We start from the raw sequence: 18971 nt of genomic DNA, 5'->3' as shown, positions 1-18971 counted from the left end.
GGAACATTCCCATGGATCAGGTTGAGCACGGTTTTCGCATGAAGGGTCTTGCCGCAAGCACTGCCATGGCCGCCGCACTTCTGTCCGGCTGCGCCAGCACCGGTGCCCCGCGCGCCGACGTATCGGCACTGGAAGCCGAAGAAGCAATGGCACAGGGCCGCCACGACCGCGCCGTTCAGCATGCCGAAGCGGCCGTTGCCGGCGATCCGCGCAACGCTTCATATCGCGCCATGCTGGGCAAGTCCTATCTCGACGCCGGGCGCTTCGCTTCGGCGGAGACCAGCTTCAACGATGCCATGGTGCTGGGCGACAACAGCCCGCGCACTGCACTCTCGCTGGCCCTGTCGATGACCGCGCAGGCGAAGTATGGCGAGGCTGCCGCACTGCTGAACGACTGGGAAGGCGAAATCGCTACTGCCGACCTCGGCCTGGCGCTGGCGCTGGCCGGCCAGCCGGAGCGCGGCATCCACCTGATGAGCAACGCCATCCGCGGCGGCCAGAACACGGTGAAGATGCGTCAGAACCTGGCCTATGCCTATGCCGTGGCCGGCCGCTGGCGCGAAGCGCGTGCCATGGCCGCGCAGGACGTTCCCGCCGACCAGCTGAGCAACCGCATTGCACAGTGGGCCGAACTGGCAAGCCCCCTGGCCTATGAACAGCGCATCGCCGGCCTCCTCGGCGTGCCTTCGGGTGTGCAGGATCGTGGCCAGCCGATGCAGCTTGCCCTGGCGAACACGCCGAGCATCGAGCAGCTCGCTTCCGAGGCCAGCGCCCTGGCGCAGGCCGATGCCCCGGCTGCCGATAGTCAGCAGCTGGCGCTGAGTGCCGAGCGCATGAGCGTGCCGGCCACCGGTGGCGAACTTCCTGCCGTGGGTCGTCCGGCCGCAGCGAGCACGCGCTACGAAGCGCCTGCCGCCGATCGCTCGGGCGATTTCGAACAGGCTTTCGCTTCCAACGCGCAGGCATCGGACGGCACGATCCGCTATGTCAACGACCCGCTGGTCCAGACCGTCCCGGCCCGTCAGGCCGCCGCGTCGGAACGGCGCGTGTCCGGCCAGTTCGCGACCCCGGCATCGCGTACGGTTGCCCGCAGCACGACGCAGGGTGCCGCCGAACGTATCGGCGATCCGCGTCCGGTCCGCGCCGACACTGACGAGCCGCACCTGGTGCAGCTGGGCAGCTTCTCCAGCGAACAGGGCGCTCGCCGCGCCTGGGGCATCTATGTCAGCCGCTATCCCGAACTGGCCGATCGCGAAATGGTGATCACCGAGGCCGTGGTTCGCGGCAAGCGCTACTTCCGCGTCTCCGCCGGTGGTTATGACAGTGCGGAAAGCCGCGCCATGTGCGCCCGTGTGGACGCCGCCAATGGCGATGGCTGCATCAGCTGGGCTGCCAGCAGCCCGCTGCCCGGCGCGATCGACAACGGCACGCGTTTCGCCCGCCGCTGATCGAAACATACAGTCTCTCTCTGAAACGGCCCGCCTGGCAGCAGGTGGGCCGTTTCTCGTTGGAGAGCAGATGTCAGAGGGAAATGGCCACCCCGCCCTTCCACAGTGCGGTAACGCGGCCCTGCACCGGCTGGCGATCGAACGGCGTATTGCCCGCCTGCGCCTCGCTGCGGCGGGCATCGACCACCCAGGGCGCCTCGGGATCGATGAGGGCGATATCGGCCTCATAGCCCTCCGCCAGCCCCCCCGCCTCCACGCCGAGCAATTGCGCGGGATTGCGCGCCACCAGATCGAAGGCACGTTCCATCGCAATCACCCCGTCGCGCACCAGCGTCAGCACCATGGCGAGCAGCGTCTCCGCCCCGGCCATGCCCGCCGCCGCATCGGCGAAAGGCAGGTTCTTTTCCTCCGGCGGGCGCGGATCGTGTCCGCTGGCGACGACATCGATCGTGCCATCGCCAATGGCGGCGATCACCGCCTGCCGGTCATCCTCGCTGCGCAAGGGCGGCGAGAGCCGGGCGAAAGTGCGGAACTCGGCGAGCGCGAGGTCGGAGAGCATGAAGTGCGCGGGCGTCACCCCTGCCGTGACAGAGACACCGCGCGCTTTTGCCGCACGCACCAGCTCCAGCGCCGCGCGCGTGGTGACCTGCCGCAAATGCAGCCGCGCCCCGGCCACTTCGGCAAGCGCGATATCGCGCGCCACCGCCAGCGCCTCTGCCTGTGCAGGAGCACTGGGCAGGCCCAGCCGTGTCGCCATCTCTCCTGCCGTGGCGGCGGCGTTCTTGGCCAGCCCGCCATCCTCGGCATGGGTGACCACCACCATGTCCAGCATGGCGGCATATTGCAGCAGTCGCATCATCACGCCGCTATCGGCGATCCAGCCCCGCCCCGTGGCGATCGCCCGCGCTCCTGCATCGCGCATCATGGCGATTTCGGCGAGGCTCTCCCCTTCGAGGGCAATGGTCGCGCCAGCCAGCGGGTGGACCCAGAAGTCAGGCTTGCCGCTCTGTGCGGCGAAGCGTACCCGCGCCGGGTAATCGAGCGGCGGGGATTGGTCGGGCATCAACGCCGCGCGGGTAATCCCGCCGAAGTGGAAGGCCGGCTTGTCGATCGCGAACACGCCCATATCGACCAGGCCGGGCGCGACCAGCTTGCCGCCGGCATCGACGATCGTATCGCCATCCTTGGGCGGGGCACCCAGCGCTGCAATCACGCCGTCTTCCAGCCTCAGCACGCCTTCAGCAATGCCGTCTGCGGTCACCAGCCTGCCGCCGGTGATGGCGATGGGGGATTGCTGCTTCATGCCCATTCCCCTTCCGCCCAGCCCGGCAGCTTGCGCGCACGCCGCGTCAGCACGTCGAGGCAGGCCATGCGGATGGCCACGCCCATTTCCACCTGCTGGGTGATGATCGAGCGCCCCTCCATGTCGGCAACATCGCTATCGATCTCCACGCCGCGGTTCATCGGGCCGGGATGCATCACGATGGCATCGGGCCGGGCGAGCGCCAGCCGTTCCCTGGTGAGGCCATAGAGGTGGCGGTATTCGCGCGGGGAGGGAATGAATTGCCCGTCCATCCGCTCATTCTGCAGGCGCAGCATCATCACCACGTCGGCCCCGTCCAGCGCGTCATCGAAGCGGTAAAAGACCTCCACGCCCATCGCCTCCACCCCGCTGGGCATCAGCGCCGGCGGTGAACACAGGCGCACTTTCGCGCCCAGCGCCTGCAGGTTGAGGATGTTGGAACGGGCAACGCGGCTGTGCAGGATATCGCCGCAAATGGTCACGGTGAGCCCGTTCATCATCCCGTCGCTGCTGGCATCGCCCCGCTCGCGCAATGTGTAGCGCAGCGCCAGCGCATCGAGCAGCGCCTGTGTGGGGTGTTCGTGCTGCCCGTCCCCGGCATTGAGCACCGGGCAATCGACCTTGCCCGCAATCAGCCCCACTGCCCCGCTGGAACCGTGACGGATCACGATGGCATCGGCGCGCATGGCGTTGAGCGTCACCGCCGTGTCGATCAGCGTCTCACCCTTCTTCACGCTCGACTGCGCGGCATGCATGTTGACCACGTCCGCGCCCAGCCGCTTGCCGGCAATCTCGAAGCTCAACAGCGTGCGCGTGGAGTTTTCGAAGAAGGCGTTGATGATCGTCAGGCCGTTCAGCGCGTCGCTGTCCTTGGACGCGTGGCGATTGAGTTCCACCCACTGTTCCGCCTCGTCGAGCAGGAACAGGATCTCGTGCGTCTGCAAGGCGCCGATGGATATAAGGTTGCGGTGCGGGAAGGCCCGTCCGCCGGCCGGATAGCGGCCTTGCGAGGAAGTATCTTGCGGCGATGTCATTAAAGCCAAGTCCCTAGTCGAGAGGTTTCGCCCACTCAAGCGGTTTCATCTGGCGCATTCGCACGCGGCACCCTAGGTTGCGCAAATCACGCATTTTCGGGGCCGATGATATGAGTTTTGCAGGCAAGGTCTGGCGTTTGCTGGTTGGGATCAAGGATGCCTTGGCGCTCCTCTTCCTGCTGCTGTTCTTCGCCCTTCTGTTCAGCGCACTGAGCGCGCGGCCCAATCCCGCGCAGGTGCGCGACGGGGCGCTACTGCTCGACCTTGGTGGCGCAGTGGTGGACGAAGCGAGCGAGATCGATCCGATCAATGCCCTGCTTTCCGGCTCCCTGCCCACGCGCGAATACCAGGCGCGCGATCTGGTGCGCGCGATCGACGAGGCGGCGCGCGACGACAGGATCAAGGCGCTGGCGCTCGACCTCACCACCTTCACCGGCGGCGGGCAGGTGAGCATGAAGGAAGTGGCAGATGCCCTCGCCCGCTTCCGCAATGCCGACAAGCCGATCATCGCCTATGCCGTCGCCTATACCGACGATGCGCTGATGCTGGCGGCACAGGCTGACGAGATCTGGATCGATCCGCTGGGCGGCGTGGCCATTCGCGGACCCGGCGGCACGGTGCTGTTCTACGCCGATGCGCTGGAGCGCTTCAACATCACCGCCCATGTCTACCAGGTCGGCGCCTACAAGGGCACCGGCGAACCCTTTGCCAACTCCGCCATGTCGCCCGAAATGCGCGAGAACCTCGAAACCTATACCAGCCAGCTGTGGGAAGAGTACCAGGCCAGCGTCGTGCAGGCGCGCTCCGGTGCCGATATCGATGCGGTGACCACCGGCCTCACCGCTATGCTGGAGGAGCATGGCGGGGACCTGGCGCAGATTGCCGTGGAAGCGGGCCTTGCAGACACGATCGGCACGCGCGACGAATGGGGCGCACGTGTGGCCGAGATTGCGGGCGAGGACCGGCTGGACGAGAAGCCGGGTGCTTTCGCACATACCGAATATGACAACTGGCTGGGCTCCCTGCCCTCCCCCGGCGGCGATGGCCTGCGCAGCTTTGGCGGCAGCGACAGCGGCACGATCGGCGTCATCACCGTGGCTGGCGAGATTTCCGATGGCGAGGCCGGGCCCGGCAGCGCCGGCGCCGCACGCATCACCGCCTTGCTGGACGATGCGCTGGACGATGACCTTGATGCGCTCGTGGTCCGCGTGGATTCCCCCGGCGGCACCGTCACCGGTTCCGAAGCGATCCGACGGGCCGTGATGCGCCATCGCGACAAGGGCACGCCCGTCGCCATCTCGATGGGCAATTACGCGGCGAGCGGCGGCTACTGGATCGCCACCGCCGGCCAGCGCATCTTCGCCCAGCCGGAAACGCTAACCGGCTCCATCGGCGTGGTCGCGGTGATCCCCAGCTTCGAGGACCTGCTGGCCGAATACGGCGTGAATGCCGAGAGGATCGAGACCACGCCGCTGTCGGGCCAGCCGGACATTCTCGGCGGTTTCAGCCCGGAGACCGAAGCGCTGCTGCGGGCCGAGACGGCTTCCATCTACGACCGTTTCGTGGGCCTGGTGGCCGATGCGCGCGGCATCAGTGTGGATCGCCTGGACGAGCTGGCGCAGGGCCGTGTCTGGACCGGCGGCAGCGCGCGCCAGCTGGGCCTTGTCGACCAGTTCGGCGATCTTGACGCCGCGATGGAATGGGCGGCCAGCGAGGCGGGGCTGGAGGAAGGCGAATGGAAGCCGCGTTTCCTCACCAGCCCGCCCGACCCCTTCGAGGCGATGCTCGCTGGCCTGCTCGGCGGCAGCGCGCAGGAAGAGCCGCAGGCGCTGGTGACCGTATCAGGCCAGTTCGCGCAGCAGGAACAGCGCACGACACTGCGCGTGATAAGCGATTTCGAACGCCTGATGTCCGCCCCCGGCGTACAGGCACTGTGCCTCGAATGCCTCGGCCACAATTCCGCCTCGGCCGGCACCGTCCCGCAGGCGGGCTGGTGGCAACGCATCGCAGGTGCGATTTTCGCGCATTGAGCGCTTGTCATCGGCGGCGGGGCATGGCAAAGGCGCGCCCCTGCCGTGAGAGCAATCCGGCGGGCGCGTAGCTCAGTGGTAGAGCACACCCTTCACACGGGTGGGGTCGCAAGTTCAATCCTTGCCGCGCCCACCATGTCTTCAACCACTTATGTTGATGCATGGACGTTTCCTTGAAAAATCCATGGAAGCTGGATTTTACAGAAAACCTCTTGGATATCCCGCCTCAGAGCCGGGAATATTTGCTAATCTATCTTGGCACGGAACCGGATCGCGATGCTTCCATTAGCAGGGAGCTGTCCGCTCGGAACCAGCCTGATTGCATCGACCTGGTTGTCGTAGCCGGCTGCCGGCGCATAGCCGAAGGATCCATTGCCGGTCTGGCTGTATGAGATGCCCGATGGAGCAAGGGACATGCCTGCCGAGCCGGTGAGCTTGAACGGCAGGCTGGTGGTCCCGTCGAACGGGCTGTTCCGGAATGCGATGTCTTCGGGAAGAAGGTCGAGCAGCACCAGCGAGTTGGAGTCGACCGGGCTGCCGCCAGTGTTGCTGACCGTGATGGTATAGATCACGTCATTGTCCGGCAGGTCGAAGGCTCCAAGCGCACCGCTCACCGGCTCCGATGTCTTGGTGATGGAAACCTGCGGCATGGGACAGAACGATAGCCTCTCGATTCCGACCGCCTGCTGCCCTGTGCTGTACTCTCCGCCAAAGAGCGGGTAATTGCCATAGGTCAGCGTCACGCTGGTGACCGGTTCGGCGAAAGTGGCGGAAATCGTCCCGGTATTGACATTGTTGTTGTCGGAGCCGGAGGTGCCGAAGGCCTGATCCGGGTTCGGGAAGCCTGAAGGGCTTCCGACCCGGATGGAGGAGCCTGACGCTGTCTGCGGCAAGATGCCATTATTGCCCGTGCCATGGGGTGTCACCATGCTCGCCGCGTAGGTGTTGGCGCCATTGGAACCGGTAATGTGCATCCAGTCCCTGAACTGGTTGTTCGTGTAGTCCACATCGTGCACTTCGATGAAGAAGTCGCGGATCGGCTGAGCGAATGTGTAGGTCACGCGCGTGACGCGCGTATTGCTCTCGATATTCGAGGTGCGGCTGGTGAAGATTCCGCCGAGAGACAGCGTCCTTGCCCCGTTTGCCCCGGTTATCAGGTTCGTGATCGCGGGCAGCGCCTGCCCGTTGACGTTCCGGTTCGCCAGTCCGTTGGCAAAGAACGATGCCGTGAACGGCATGGTCTGACCCAGGGAGTTGCTGGCGGTGTAGTTGTAGCTGCCGCTATAGCTGAGCGTCTGGTACGACTGGCTGCTGTAGGAGAAGGTATACAGGTTCGACGCCGAGCATGCCGCATGGGCCGGCATCGCCAGCACCGTACAGCCTAACGCCGCCAGCTGGAACAGGCGCCGCTTCACCGGCCCAGCCCCAGGAAGGAAAAGCTCTGCGTGTCGAACTTCATCTTGATGTTGGCGAAAAGGCCCCGTTCCGTCGATCGTGCATCGCGGAAATCGCGATCACGGAAGCCTGTGACGTTGTAGCCCACTGTAAGCAAGACGTTATCCACCGGCGCAAAGCCGATTTGCGGACCGATCGAGAAGCTCGTCGCTCCATCGGTCAGGTTGGAACGCACGGTCGCGCTGGCGCCGATTTCAACACGCTCGTCAATGCCGATGCGGACATCCGCGCCGACCAGCGCGGTGAAACCGTCGAGCGCGTATCCTTCATATTCATCGAAGCTGTAACGTCCGCCGACGAACAGTGCGAACTCGCTGCGCTGCAGGATCTCGCCAGCCGCACCGCCACCGCGCGGGGTCCAGTTGGTGGAGACACTGCCGATTAGCCGGCGCGATTTCGCATCGCCATCGACAGTGAGCGCGGTGCCGCCGACCGGGCCGGGCTCGCCGAAAACCGCGCCCCGGACGCTGTCGCTGCGGAATTCGAGCTTGCTGAGGAAAGCGAATTCCGAATCCGCCGGACGATGCGCGGCTGCAATGGCGGCATCGATGATTTCGGTCGAAGTGCCGTCAGGGGCGCTCGCATGTGTCCAGGTCAGCCCGCTGCCCACAACGCTGCCTTCGCCCAGCTGGCGAATGGCCGCGAGGCTAAGGCCCTTGCGGTCGGCAAACTCGCCATCGCGCCATTCGGCCCGGCCGGTCGCGCTCCAGCGATCCCGGCGGTAGGTCGCGCCCAGGGTCGCTGCAGTGAAGTCCTCGGTCAGTGTGGCGCCGCTCCCCACGAAACCGCCACTGGCGATCGGATGGTCGGGATTGACGATGTCGCCCGGATCGAAGCCGCCGATCGTGCGGTTTCCGTCAAGCGTAGCCTCGATCGTGATGCTGTCGGTGACGGGAAGGCTCTGAGCCAGGCCGAAAGCCGCAAATGTCCGCTGACGGTCATCGTCCAGGCCCTGGCGGCCGAGCGTGCCGATGACCTTGCTGCCATTCCAGGGCGACACTTCGAGGCCAGCGCGCAGCGTCCGCGCATCGATCGCCTCGCCCTCGGCAATCTCGTAAGTCGCCAGCGCGCGGATGTCGGAAGTGATCGCATAACGCAGACCCAGCTGGTGGCGCGTCGGCAGGTCGATCGATTCCGTGCTGTCGAGGGCAATGCTGGTCGTGCCCGTGATCTCGAGGCGGTTGTCGAACAGGCGCTGCGAAGCACCGGTCTCGAGAACGGTCGAGCTGTTGCGGTCGCCATCGGCGAGGTGGTCGTCGAACCAGGCAATGCCCACGAAGCCATCGGTCCGCTCACCACGATAATCGGTGCGCAATTCGACTGCACGCCGGCTGGCATCGTCGACCAGGCTGTTCTCGTACCAGCCGCTGGCGGTCACCGACCAGTGCTCGGTGACGGCGTAGCGGGCATCCACGCCTGCCTTCCGGCGCCCACGCTCCGCACCGTTGAGCTGACCGACGCCGAAGGACGAACCGACCTGGTGGGCGTAGGCGAGCAGGTCCATGGCGCTGCCATGGTGCTCGGCTTCGATCATCCAGGCAGTCGCGGTGTCGCCCTCGCTGCGGCTGGCGGCGACTTCGGCCCGGATCTCGGTCGCATTGCCAAGGCGCAGGCGCATATCGGCTGCCAGCAGGTCGGAGCGCTCCTCGTCACCCTTGTCGGTGATCGCGGTCGCACCGAAACGCAGCTGGCCATCATCGGTCGTCCAGTCGGCACGAAGGCCGGCATTCCATTCCCCGCCTGCCAGTTCGTCGATCTCGTAGTCGATCACGATGAATTGCGGATTGAGGCCGGAATCGCGGCTCAGCACCGGCCGGGTAAAGCTGATCGTGCCCGAAAGCAGGTCGATGTCGTAATCGATAAAGCGCGTCAGCGTCTGACGTTCGACGATGATTTCCGAGCGGAAACGGTCGCGCACTTCGATCGTCACGGTCTCGCTATTGGCAATGATCGCACGGCTCGAAAGCTGGTAGGGGCCGCTGATGCCCGCACCCTGGATTTCGTCCCGGCGATAGCGCGAGCCAATCTCGGCCGCGAAACCCTGGGCATGTACCTGTCCCAGCTGCACCTCACCCTTTACGCCTGTGGCGACACGGTTGTAGGCCGCCAGCCGGGTCTGGTCGAAGCCGGTCTCGAAATCGCCATAGAGCGCGTAGAAGGCTGCGCTTTCCACGCGGACATAGAGCTTTTCGCGGCTCGCGGCGTCGAAGCGGCGGTTCGCCCCGTCGGCATAGACCGTGTAATAGGCGGACGGATCGATGATCCCCAGCAGCTCGGTATCCTCGCGCTGCTTGGCGCTGTCATAGGCCACGGTGAGGAGCACGCTGCCGAGTACGCGACCCTTGGCGTAGAAGGCTACCCGTGCATCCTCGCCCAGGTCGGAATCGAAGCTGCCGGCCCGCTCCATCTCGTCGGCGATCGACTGCGCGCCGACCGAACCTTCGGCGAGGCCGATAATCGTCCACTCCTGGTCACCGGGCACCATCCAGCTTTCGAGCGTTTGCGTGTGGCGCGTCTCGCCGTCGAGGAAAGAGAATTCTGCACGCACGGCACCGCTCACCATGGTCGGCGCAAGCTCGATATATGCGATGCCATCGTCGCCCTCGACCAGCCAGGTAGGCGCCACCGAACCCAGCCCCCCCAGAGCACGGCTCTGGCTTACCTCGATCGCGCGCGCGCTTTCATAGGGCGAGTTGATCGTCAGCTGGCCGGTAAGGCCGGCATGAACGGGGCGTCCGTGACGGTCGGTCAGGCGAACCGCAAGTACGGGGCGGCTGCGACCGTCGGCAACGAGGTTGGATGCTTCCGGAAGCAGTTCCACCCGGGCGGGACGATTGACGAAATAGACTTCGCGTTCCAGCGTCTCGACCAGCGATCCGTCGGCCTCGCGGATCTCCGCGACCAGGCGTGTCGTCTCGCCTTCCAGCTGGACACCGCGCCAGAGGCTGACGGCGTAGTCGCGCGAAGGAGCGGTATCCGTTCCTTCGAAAGAAAGATCAGCGATGGGCTCGCCGTCAACCTTCAGCACCACGCTCTGGGTCGGCCGATGGCGAATAGCCACGCGGATCGCGGGCGAACGCGGATTGTGATCGATAGCAGGGAAAAGCCAGTCATTGGGGCCATTGCCCATGGCGATCCAGTTTGTTTCCGCACCAGCCGCGACCGGATCGGGAAGCGGTTCCGCACGAGTGCTCGCTGCATCGACCAGCAACGCACCTTCGGGGATCACCGCGTGGAAATCGGCAACGACAAGGCTACCGCCTTGGCCCGTGATGAAGCGCGAATTGGCCCTTCCCGCGCTGCGCGTCGAGGGCGCACAGTCGACGAACTCGCCGCCCTCGGGCAGGGTAGCGTTTTGCGCCTGGACCACATGCGCGCCCGGAACCAGGCCATCGAAATGGTAGCGGCCGTCGGCATCGGTGACGGCGAAGCTGCCATCTTCCAGCATGACCCGGACACCGGGAATTCCGATCGCTTCGCCGGAGGAGCCGCAGCCACCGGCGGTCACGCGGCCGATCAGCGTCATCCGCCCTGCAATCAGGTCGCGATCGATCCGCACGGTCGCACCGGCACGACTGATACCTCCGGTAATATCAATGACTTCTGCGCGATTGCCTGCCTGCCCCGGTGAAGCATCGGGACGCACGGTCATCGCATAGGTTATCCGATGGGACTGGCCCGCCGTCATCGCCCCAAGCACAATCTCGAACCGCTTGCCATCGCTTGCGATGGTTAGCGCATCGCCCGGATCCTCACCGTTCAGGCGGATGGAATCCGGCCGCAAGCGCAGCCAGGTCGACGGAAGGTCGATAAACACGACGTCCTGCCGCGAGCGGAGCTCGTCAGGATTGCGGACGGTTACGGTGTAGAAGACGACATCGCCCGGCTGTGCCCGCTCGCGCGATGCGCGCTTGTCGAGCAGCAAGGGAAGGCCGGGCAGGTCGACCGGAATATCGATCTGGACGGCGTCATTTCCGGAGAGAGCGAACGGATTGCCATAAGAGGCATCCGTGATGATAAAGCTACCGCCGCCGGGGCGTGTAAGTGTGGCAAGCTGGGACTCCGGAACGACCGAAGGCGCGGTGAACGGCTCAGGCGGTTCAACCAGGAGCCGGTAGGAGCCAGCGGGAGTCAGCGGAAAACGGAACTCTCCTGCCTCGACAGGATAGACCAATCCGGCATTGTCGACCGCGTTTGTTCCAGAAATTACCGTTGAAGGATAAGGAGTTACGCCGTCTTCAGAGAAGACCTCGGCGGGCAATCCCGTTGTGGTATCGATCAAGGTGACGCGTGCGCCATCAACCGGCGTTCCGTCCGCGCTATCGAACACCATGCCGTAAGGATCGGCCAGTCCGAGCACCTTTGCGCTGACCAGAACTTCGTCCGATCCCGGCGAGTTGACATCGATCGTGATGGTTTCCCCGCCCGCCAGGCTGAGGACGCAATCGCCCGATACAGGCGCAGGCGGGATGCGACGGGTCGGCAGCTCGCCAATAAAAATCCCGCTATCGACTTCGGTTTCGTAGATGGTGAGTGTCTCGGCGTCGCCACTCGGCGCGTTCAGTACCGCAGTCAATTGATCCCTAGCGTCAGGATCGGTGTTTGCGATCGGCGCAACCACCTCGAAGACCACGATGCGGCCAACCTTGATGGTCGTGGTGGGCGAAATGCTCCAGTTCAGTATCTGCCGGGGATCGACGCTTGCAGTGGTAATCGGCTGGTTGCCGCACCGCGACGCGACAATTTGCGTCGACCTGCCGTCTGCCACGACAGGCTGGTAGGTCGAGATTGTTGCAGCAGGCATCGCCACGTCGAACACGACACGGTTCGACGTGGTGGAATATTCCATGCCCGACACCGTCCATTCCGCATTGGCGATATTTTCGATCGTCTGCGCCCTGGAGGGCACAGCACCGAAGATCACCAGCAAGCAGAGGACGAGAGCCGCCAGTCCGTTAGAGAACCGTTGCGTTCGCATTAACCATATTTGCCCGAAGCAAACGGGGGACCACCGGCCCCCCGTCGCAAAATGAGCCTTAGCTCGGGTCGATCGTGGCTTGGAACACCAGCGTGCCGTTCGAGCCGCCGGCGATATCGCTCAGCCCACCCGAAACGGTGTTGCCGGAGAAGCTGCCGCCAGCCGAACCGGTGCCGGTGTCGCAATCGGTCGGATCGGAGCCTGCACCAGCAAGCGAGCCGTTGATCACGATCGAACCAGGCACGAAGACGAGACCGCTAGGCAGCGTATCCGAGATATTGATGCCAGATGCGGTCGCACTGCCCGAAGCATTGACCACCGCGATGCAGTATTCGACCGTCGCGCCCGGGATCATCTTCGGGTTGGTCGTTCCGTTGACGGGATCGTCGATCACACGGCTCGACTTCGTGACGGTGAGGCCGGCTGCGGAAACCACATAGGTGTCCAGAGCCGAATGCGCACCATCTCGAAGCGCATCGGTTTCACCCGCGGCATCGGCCAGCACTGTGTCCATAGCAGCGGTATTGGCATCGCCCGACGTGAGAACGCCGGTGAGCGCACCGCCCGTGGTTTCGCGAGCGGCGGCCGTCAGGATCACGTCGGCTTCTTCGGCATTCACCACAGTGCCGGGCACGGAAGCGCCCACGACGAACACGGTCACGATATCGTCGGCGACAATATCGTCCAGGTTGGTGACGGGTGCGCCGTCAGCAGCGTCGAGAGAGCCCGACACGCCTGCACTCTCATTGTCCACGTAGAAGGTGTAGCCGCCCGAGATATCGAAATCGTCACCCGATCCGTCAGTCGCGCTGAGCAGGAAGTCGAGCGTCGCGTTCGACAGGTTGGTGACCGTGAAAGTCGTCACGACCTGCGTCTCGTTCGGGTTGACCGTCGTGGTGTTGGAGCCGAGCTCCTGAACCACCAGGTCGATCTTGCGGTCGACGATGATTTCATCCGTCGCCTCAATATCGGTCTGGGCCACAGTGCCGACATTGTAGCTGACGGTCACTTCGTTCTGAATGGTTGTGCCGGCTGCAGTACCGGCAGCGAAAGCAGGCGATGCAACAAGCGCACCGGCCGTCAAGAGACTGGTAGAAACCAGAAATTTCGTATGCGTTTTCATTGGCTTATTCCCCGAGTTATCATAGCGTCAGAAGGTGCGAGGCTGTCGCCCCGGCCCACGGATCACTCTACGATTCCTGAATATTGGACCTGCCCGGCTGCGCCCGGTACCAGTTCGGCAATGGACCAGCGGACATGCGTGACGTCATCGGCACCGGCGGGCTGAACGACCCCCTCCTCGTCGGTGACGGTAAGATCGGCGAGCTTGCCCCAATTCACGCCGCCATCGACCGAGACTTCGAGCTCATTGGCCGAATCATCCGTGACGCGGATGCTGTTCGGCACGGGATTGGTGATGACGAAGTCGTTCACCGTCTCGTTGCCGACATTGTTGTAACGCGTCACGAACTGGAGACGATCGCCGGGCACGACGACTTCCGGGTCGACCAGAAGGGTCGTCCGGTTGCCGTTTTCCTCAACGATACGTTCCAGCTTCATATCGCTGTCCAGCGTCACCGGCCGCTCCGCAGCTTGCGCCATGGCAGGGGAGGTGAAGCAGGCGACAAGAAGCGCTGCCGTAAAGGTCATATTTTTCATGGGTTTACCCTCAGTTGACCTCGACGTCGAACTCGACTGTGTGGGACGCGCCGCTGGTGACGCTGCCGAGATCGACGGAAATGCCGGAACCGTTCGCTTCGCCGGCATCGGTATCTGCCGCGTCGGTCAACGATCCGCTGTCGAGCGCGAGTGAGCCGGGCACATAGGTCGTGCCTGCCGGAATCGCGTCGGAAACGGTCAGGAGATCGACCGATCCCGTTCCGCTTACCGTCGCGAGAATCGAATAGGTGACAATCGCGCCAGGGATCGGCTGCGTACCGCCGAAAGGATCGGCCACTGTCGCCGACTTGGTCAGCGCGACCAGAGGTGAGCCTCCAAGGCTGACAATCAGTGCGCCAAGATCATCGTCGTCCGCACCCGTCGCGCCGACAACGGCGTCGCCGCCGCCCGCGCCTTGACCGGCGAAGCTGGTGCCGGGCGCGCCGGTTCCCGTCGCGGCTTCCGCCGTCAGGCGAAGCTGGCTGGCATCGCTATCGGTCTGCCCACCGGGAAGGGACACGCCGACGAAAACGGTCAGCGCATCGTCCGGGTCGACAGACGGAGTGCTGACGCCGGTCGTCAGGATGAGGTCAGACCCCGGATCGTAGATACCGTTGTTGTTCGTATCCACCGCGACGAAGGTAACATTCGCGTTGAAATCGTTACCGCCGATCGATTCGAGGACCGTCAGATCGAACGCCTCGGGACCGTTGCCCTCGTTGGTAACGGAAAACGTCAACACCGCTCCGGTCCCGTCGATGGCGACGGACCCGCTGTCCAGCGTGGTGACGCTGACATTCAGGACTTCGTCCACGCGAATCGTTACCGTGTTCGAATCGACCGCCCCAGGCGAGCCGCCGATCTGATAAGTCGCGGTCGCCGTGTTCTCGATATCGGTGCCTGCAAGTACGCCCGCAGCGAGTGCGGGCGTGGCGCCAAGGCTGACCACAGCGACAGTGGCCAGCAGGTAGTGAGAGTTCTTGATCATGTTGCCCCCCAAGTTTCTCGGGGTGCTTGCTAAGGGAAAAAGGTTAACGACCTCCTAGGGGTTTCCTCTTACCATTTAACGGACAGGCTGCCCGGCCAGTCTACGCAGAGGTGCAATGGGGCGGGACGTGCAGCTTACCTCGCTCAAGATCGCCCGATGCCGGCAGGATCCGAAGGGTGCGACGGGCAAGCTGACCGCGTCCTCGATTGGTCGCTTCCATTCGTCCTTCTCCCATCGCGCCGACCATCTTTTCCGACATTTTCGATGAGATGGCCCGCCATTCGCGGGGGCCTCCCGGCTGCGTCAGAAGCGCGCCCGTAAGGTAAGGACCGCCCGGTTGGCGTCGAAGCGCAGGTTCGGATCATCCGAGCTGCGCGAGCGGTGGATGAGGCCGGCGGCGAGCGAATAGCGGCGATTGAGCAAATAGGTCACACCGGCACTCGCTTCATATTCGCGGCTGTTCTCTCCAGGGCCCACAGGTGAGATCGTGGCAAAGGTTCCGGCACCGGTGAGCACGATATTGCGGCGCAATTCGTGGCTGACGACCAGTGAATAGCTCGTCCGCAGATTGCCGGCATTCTGGACCGAGGTGTTGAGATCAACCGCACGGCTGACCGCCAGCCGCGCGCTGGTGAGCAGCGTCGGGTTCCACAGCAGGTCGGCCCCGAAGGAAAAGCCGTCAATGTCGCGCAGCTGCGGGTCGTCGTAGTTCTGGACAAGGTAGCCGGCCCGCACATTGCCATAGAGCCTGTCCCTGATTTCGACCGAGATGCCGCCTTCGAGCCGGAAACCTTCGGAATCGCGGTTGAAGTTCACTGTCGGATCGAAATCGGCGTCTTCCGGACCGAAGGGATAGCTGCGCTTCTCCACCGCGCCGCGCACGAAGGTGCGAAAGGCCGCGCCGCCACCGTAACTCACGGTCAGGTCTCCGGAGACGACATCCACATTGCGGATGTCCCCGTCGATCGGCTCTCCGTCGCGCGTCCTGTTGTCCTCGAAGTCGAGCGTGCGGACACTGGCACCCACGATCGCGTTGAAGCGCCCCAGCCGCTGCCTCGCCTGCAGGCTGGCGAGCAGGCGGCCATACTGGATCGGCGACTCGGAAGCCGATGGCGAGGCGATATCGTAGCGCTCCTCGGCCAGGCGATCGGCTTCCAGCCGGACACGGATATCCGCCGAAGAGCCTGTATCCAGCCGGCCGGAAAAGCCCACGCCATATTCATCGGTGTTCTCCGAACTGTTGTCCGCGAACCGCGTCAGCCGGTAACGGGCCGTGGCCCTGACCATATGACGCGACCAGCTCGATTGGAGCCTGACCGAGGGCTCCAGCGTCCCGATCGCATCGGACTTCCTGTCGTCCTCGGAGGCAAAGACATTATCGTCCAGCTCCACCGTGGCTTCGATCTCCGGGTAGATGAAGAAGGAGCCGACACGCCCGCCAACCGGCTGGAACTCCGGCCGGACCCTGTCGGCCACACCGACACCATCGGGTATCTCCTGCGCCAGCGCCCCGGACGGCAGGACAGCGAATGACAATGCCAGCGCCGCAAGGCTTGACTGGCGCAAGTGCCGTGCGCGGTGATCCGCCATCATGCCCGGGTCAGTTCTGGTAATAGCCGGCGAACCGCTTGTGATAGCCGTAGACATCTTCGTTGCCCGTGCTGGCATATTTGCGGATGTCCACCTGGGTAAGGGCAGCACCGGCCATCGGCACGCCTGCCTCGTCAAGGATCTCCACCGCCGCCTCTGCCGCAGAAGGCGATGTCTTGCCCCAGCGTACGACCACCAGAACGGAGTCGGCCCCGGCCGCAACGGTACGGGCATCCGCAACCCCGAGGACGGGGGCGGTATCGATCACCACCAGGTCGTATTCGCGCTTTAGCGTGGCGATCAGCTCTTCCAGCTTCTCGGCCGTCAGCGGGTCGAACGTGTCGGTATTGCCCTCTGCAGTGCCCAGAACGGCGAGCCCCGTCGGTTCATCGACAAAGACCGCTTCTTCCAGCGTTGCCTCACCTGCAATGAAGGAGCGCAATCCGTCCTTCTCGATGTCGAAGATCGCGCTGGTCCCGCGGCGGCGCAGGTCGCAATCGACCAGGATCGTCCTGGTGCCATCCATCGCTGCGGTGCGGGCAAAGCAGACCGAAGTCGTGGTCTTGCCTTCCATGGGCAGGGCCGAGGTGATCGCCACGGCCAGCTTGCTGCCGCGCCGTCGCAGTTGCACGAAGGCCCGCAAACTTCGGAACGCCTCGATGAAGGTCGAGCGGGGATGGGTCAGGATGTAATCGTGCGGCCCTTCGGAATTGCGCATATCGCCCAGCGTGGATTCGAGGTCGGGCACCGCGCCCGCGTAGCGGAGCCGGAGCTTGCGTTCGACCTGGCTCTTGGTGCGGATCCCGGACTGGAAGTACTCGGCCAGCAGCACCGAGCCCACGCCCGATGCCAAGGCAGCGAGCGGCGCGAAGATCAGCGCCAATGTGTAGTTGGGATAGTCCGGCGTGCTGGGAACGGGCGAATTGGCCGATACGCGCGCATCGGCTTGCTGCAGCCCCTCCTGCGCCGCGGTTTCCTTGGAGCGGGACAGGAAGGCCTCGTAAATCTCGCGCGCGGCGTCCGCCTTGCGCTGCAATTCCAGATAGCCGACCTGCGCGCGGCTGTTGGCGGCGAGCGCCTGTTGGGCCGCCGACTGGCTGGACTGGAGCGAAGCCAGCCTCGACTCCGCCACCGAGACCTCAGCCCTCATGCGCGAGAGGATCCGATTGATTTCCGACTGGATCTGATCGCGGGCGTCCGCCAGTTCCTTTTCCGCGTTGCGAACGTCGGGGTGGAGATTGCCGTAGCGGGCATTCAATTCGGCAAGCCGCCGGCTGGCGTCCGCTTCCCTCTGTCTCAGAGAGGTGATGGTGGTAGAGTCGAGCGCCTGCGCCACGTCGGCGCCGGCCCCGCCCCTGCGCACCTGGGCCATGGCCGCGCTCAGTCGTCCGCGCTTTTCGGCAAGGTCGGCCCTGGCGCCGGCAATCTGCTGATTGAGGGCGGATGCCTCTTCCTCCGCCATGGTCGCGCCATTGGCGCTCATCAGGCCGTTTGAGATCGTGAATTGCTGCAATTCGGCATCGGCGGCGGCAGCTTCGGAACGCAGCTGGACCATGCGTTCGTCCAGCCATTCGCGGGCATTGCGCGTGGTCGCGATCTTGCTGCGCATCTGCTCGCCGACATATTCATTGACGAAGGTGTTGGCGATATCCGCCGCGCGTTGAGCGTCAGGCGACTTTGCGATGACATCGATCACATAGGTCAGGCCGGAGCGCCTGACCGTAACCGCGCCCAGAAGGGTATTCGCCCCATTGTCGCGCTCCGTTTCCTCCGCAGGCGTCAGCGGGCGGTCATAGTCCGGAACGGGCCTGCCCGCCTCCTGCGCTTCCAGCACGTCATAGACGCGCCTCGCCAGCGCCATCGAGGTGAGCATGCGTACTTCGGTATCGACGATGTCGCTATTGACCGAAAGATCGGGCACCACCGACCGCACATTGATGACCTGCGTCGACCGCGGCTGGAGCACGATGCTGGCGGTCGCCGCATAGCTGGGCGTCAGCGTCAGCACGCGGATCGCGACGAGCAGGAGGACGGTGAGGACGACACCGATGAAGAGCCATATATGGCGTCGGAAAACCGTCCAGATGTGCATCGGGTTCGGTAGCCACTGCGAGAAGGAGAGCTTCTCCTCCCTCAGTGGCCCGGCGGACGCGGTGATCGCTTGATCCATTGACGTCATTGACTGCCTCCCAGGTTCCCCACCTGCCAAATGATCGCATGCTGGCCGGATTGCCCTTCGCGGACAGGACGGCGCACGCGCCGGAACGTCGAAACGCTCCCGAATGAGGTTTGCCGGCGATATGTGGCTTTGCTGCTCGAAGCGGATCACACATCGCCGCGAGATGATGGAATGTGGACTGCACCGTTCGGTCGGTCGGCGATCGCATCCCTGATCTCGCTATGCGAACCTCACATCATTTCTGATGAGTTAATGGAACCATAATCTTTTCGCATGTGCAACAAAGATTTCGCAAATGCAGCAATTT

The 18971-nt window shown here is 64.2% G+C and carries 11 protein-coding genes and 1 tRNA gene; 3 read left to right on the top strand and 9 right to left on the bottom strand.

What is annotated here, in order from left to right; translation table 11 throughout:
- Positions 1-11 precede the first annotated feature (11 nt).
- Positions 12-1448, top strand: coding sequence for an SPOR domain-containing protein (locus tag E5222_RS01985; protein ID WP_136691998.1), 1437 nt, complete (start codon positions 12-14; stop codon positions 1446-1448).
- A 73-nt stretch (positions 1449-1521) separates the two neighbouring features.
- On the opposite strand, the gene E5222_RS01980 is transcribed toward E5222_RS01985, so the two are convergent.
- Positions 1522-2751 carry a dihydroorotase gene (locus E5222_RS01980; RefSeq protein ID WP_136691996.1) on the bottom strand — a complete coding sequence of 410 codons (1230 nt, stop codon included), beginning with the start codon at positions 2749-2751 and terminating at the stop codon, positions 1522-1524.
- Positions 2748-3785 (bottom strand): aspartate carbamoyltransferase catalytic subunit, encoded by a 1038-nt coding sequence (locus E5222_RS01975; protein ID WP_136691994.1) that lies wholly within the window; start codon positions 3783-3785, stop codon positions 2748-2750. Before E5222_RS01975 ends, E5222_RS01980 begins: the two co-directional genes overlap by 4 nt.
- Before the next feature lie 110 nt (positions 3786-3895).
- Between E5222_RS01975 and sppA the strand changes: the two genes are divergently transcribed.
- Together sppA and E5222_RS01965 are read left to right on the top strand one after the other, a co-directional pair.
- A complete protein-coding gene (gene sppA, locus E5222_RS01970; RefSeq protein WP_136691992.1) occupies positions 3896-5815 on the top strand; it encodes a signal peptide peptidase SppA in 1920 nt (639 codons plus the stop codon).
- Positions 5816-5876: 61 nt separating this feature from the next.
- Positions 5877-5951: transfer RNA gene (locus E5222_RS01965), tRNA-Val, on the top strand.
- A 109-nt stretch (positions 5952-6060) separates the two neighbouring features.
- Here the strand turns inward: E5222_RS01965 and E5222_RS01960 are convergent.
- The 7 genes from E5222_RS01960 to E5222_RS01930 all read right to left on the bottom strand — a co-directional run bounded on the left by E5222_RS01960 (position 6061) and on the right by E5222_RS01930 (position 18664).
- A complete protein-coding gene (locus E5222_RS01960; protein ID WP_136691990.1) occupies positions 6061-7230 on the bottom strand; it encodes a hypothetical protein in 1170 nt (389 codons plus the stop codon).
- Entirely contained in the window at positions 7227-12194 is a 4968-nt protein-coding gene (locus tag E5222_RS01955) for a hypothetical protein (RefSeq protein ID WP_246021511.1), read from the bottom strand. The genes E5222_RS01960 and E5222_RS01955 overlap by 4 nt, the downstream gene beginning before the upstream one ends.
- A 112-nt stretch (positions 12195-12306) precedes the next feature.
- A complete protein-coding gene (locus E5222_RS01950; RefSeq protein WP_136691988.1) occupies positions 12307-13371 on the bottom strand; it encodes a DUF11 domain-containing protein in 1065 nt (354 codons plus the stop codon).
- A gap of 62 nt (positions 13372-13433) precedes the next feature.
- Positions 13434-13907 (bottom strand): hypothetical protein, encoded by a 474-nt coding sequence (locus tag E5222_RS01945; protein WP_169053452.1) that lies wholly within the window; start codon positions 13905-13907, stop codon positions 13434-13436.
- 10 nt (positions 13908-13917) lie between these two features.
- Positions 13918-14895: a DUF11 domain-containing protein gene (locus E5222_RS01940; protein WP_136691984.1), complete on the bottom strand. Its 978-nt coding sequence runs from the start codon at positions 14893-14895 to the stop codon at positions 13918-13920.
- A gap of 303 nt (positions 14896-15198) precedes the next feature.
- Positions 15199-16431, bottom strand: coding sequence for an outer membrane beta-barrel protein (locus E5222_RS01935; RefSeq protein WP_169053451.1), 1233 nt, complete (start codon positions 16429-16431; stop codon positions 15199-15201).
- A gap of 64 nt (positions 16432-16495) precedes the next feature.
- The gene (locus tag E5222_RS01930) at positions 16496-18664 is read right to left on the bottom strand and encodes a GumC family protein (RefSeq protein ID WP_136691981.1); all 2169 of its coding nucleotides are present in this window, start codon (positions 18662-18664) and stop codon (positions 16496-16498) included.
- Positions 18665-18971: the final 307 nt, after the last annotated feature.

Source organism: Alteraurantiacibacter aquimixticola (assembly GCF_004965515.1).
In the GTDB taxonomy this organism is placed as follows: domain Bacteria; phylum Pseudomonadota; class Alphaproteobacteria; order Sphingomonadales; family Sphingomonadaceae; genus Alteraurantiacibacter; species Alteraurantiacibacter aquimixticola.
The sequence above is the reverse complement of the archived record's forward strand: the minus strand, read 5'-3'. Positions and strand labels throughout refer to the sequence as shown.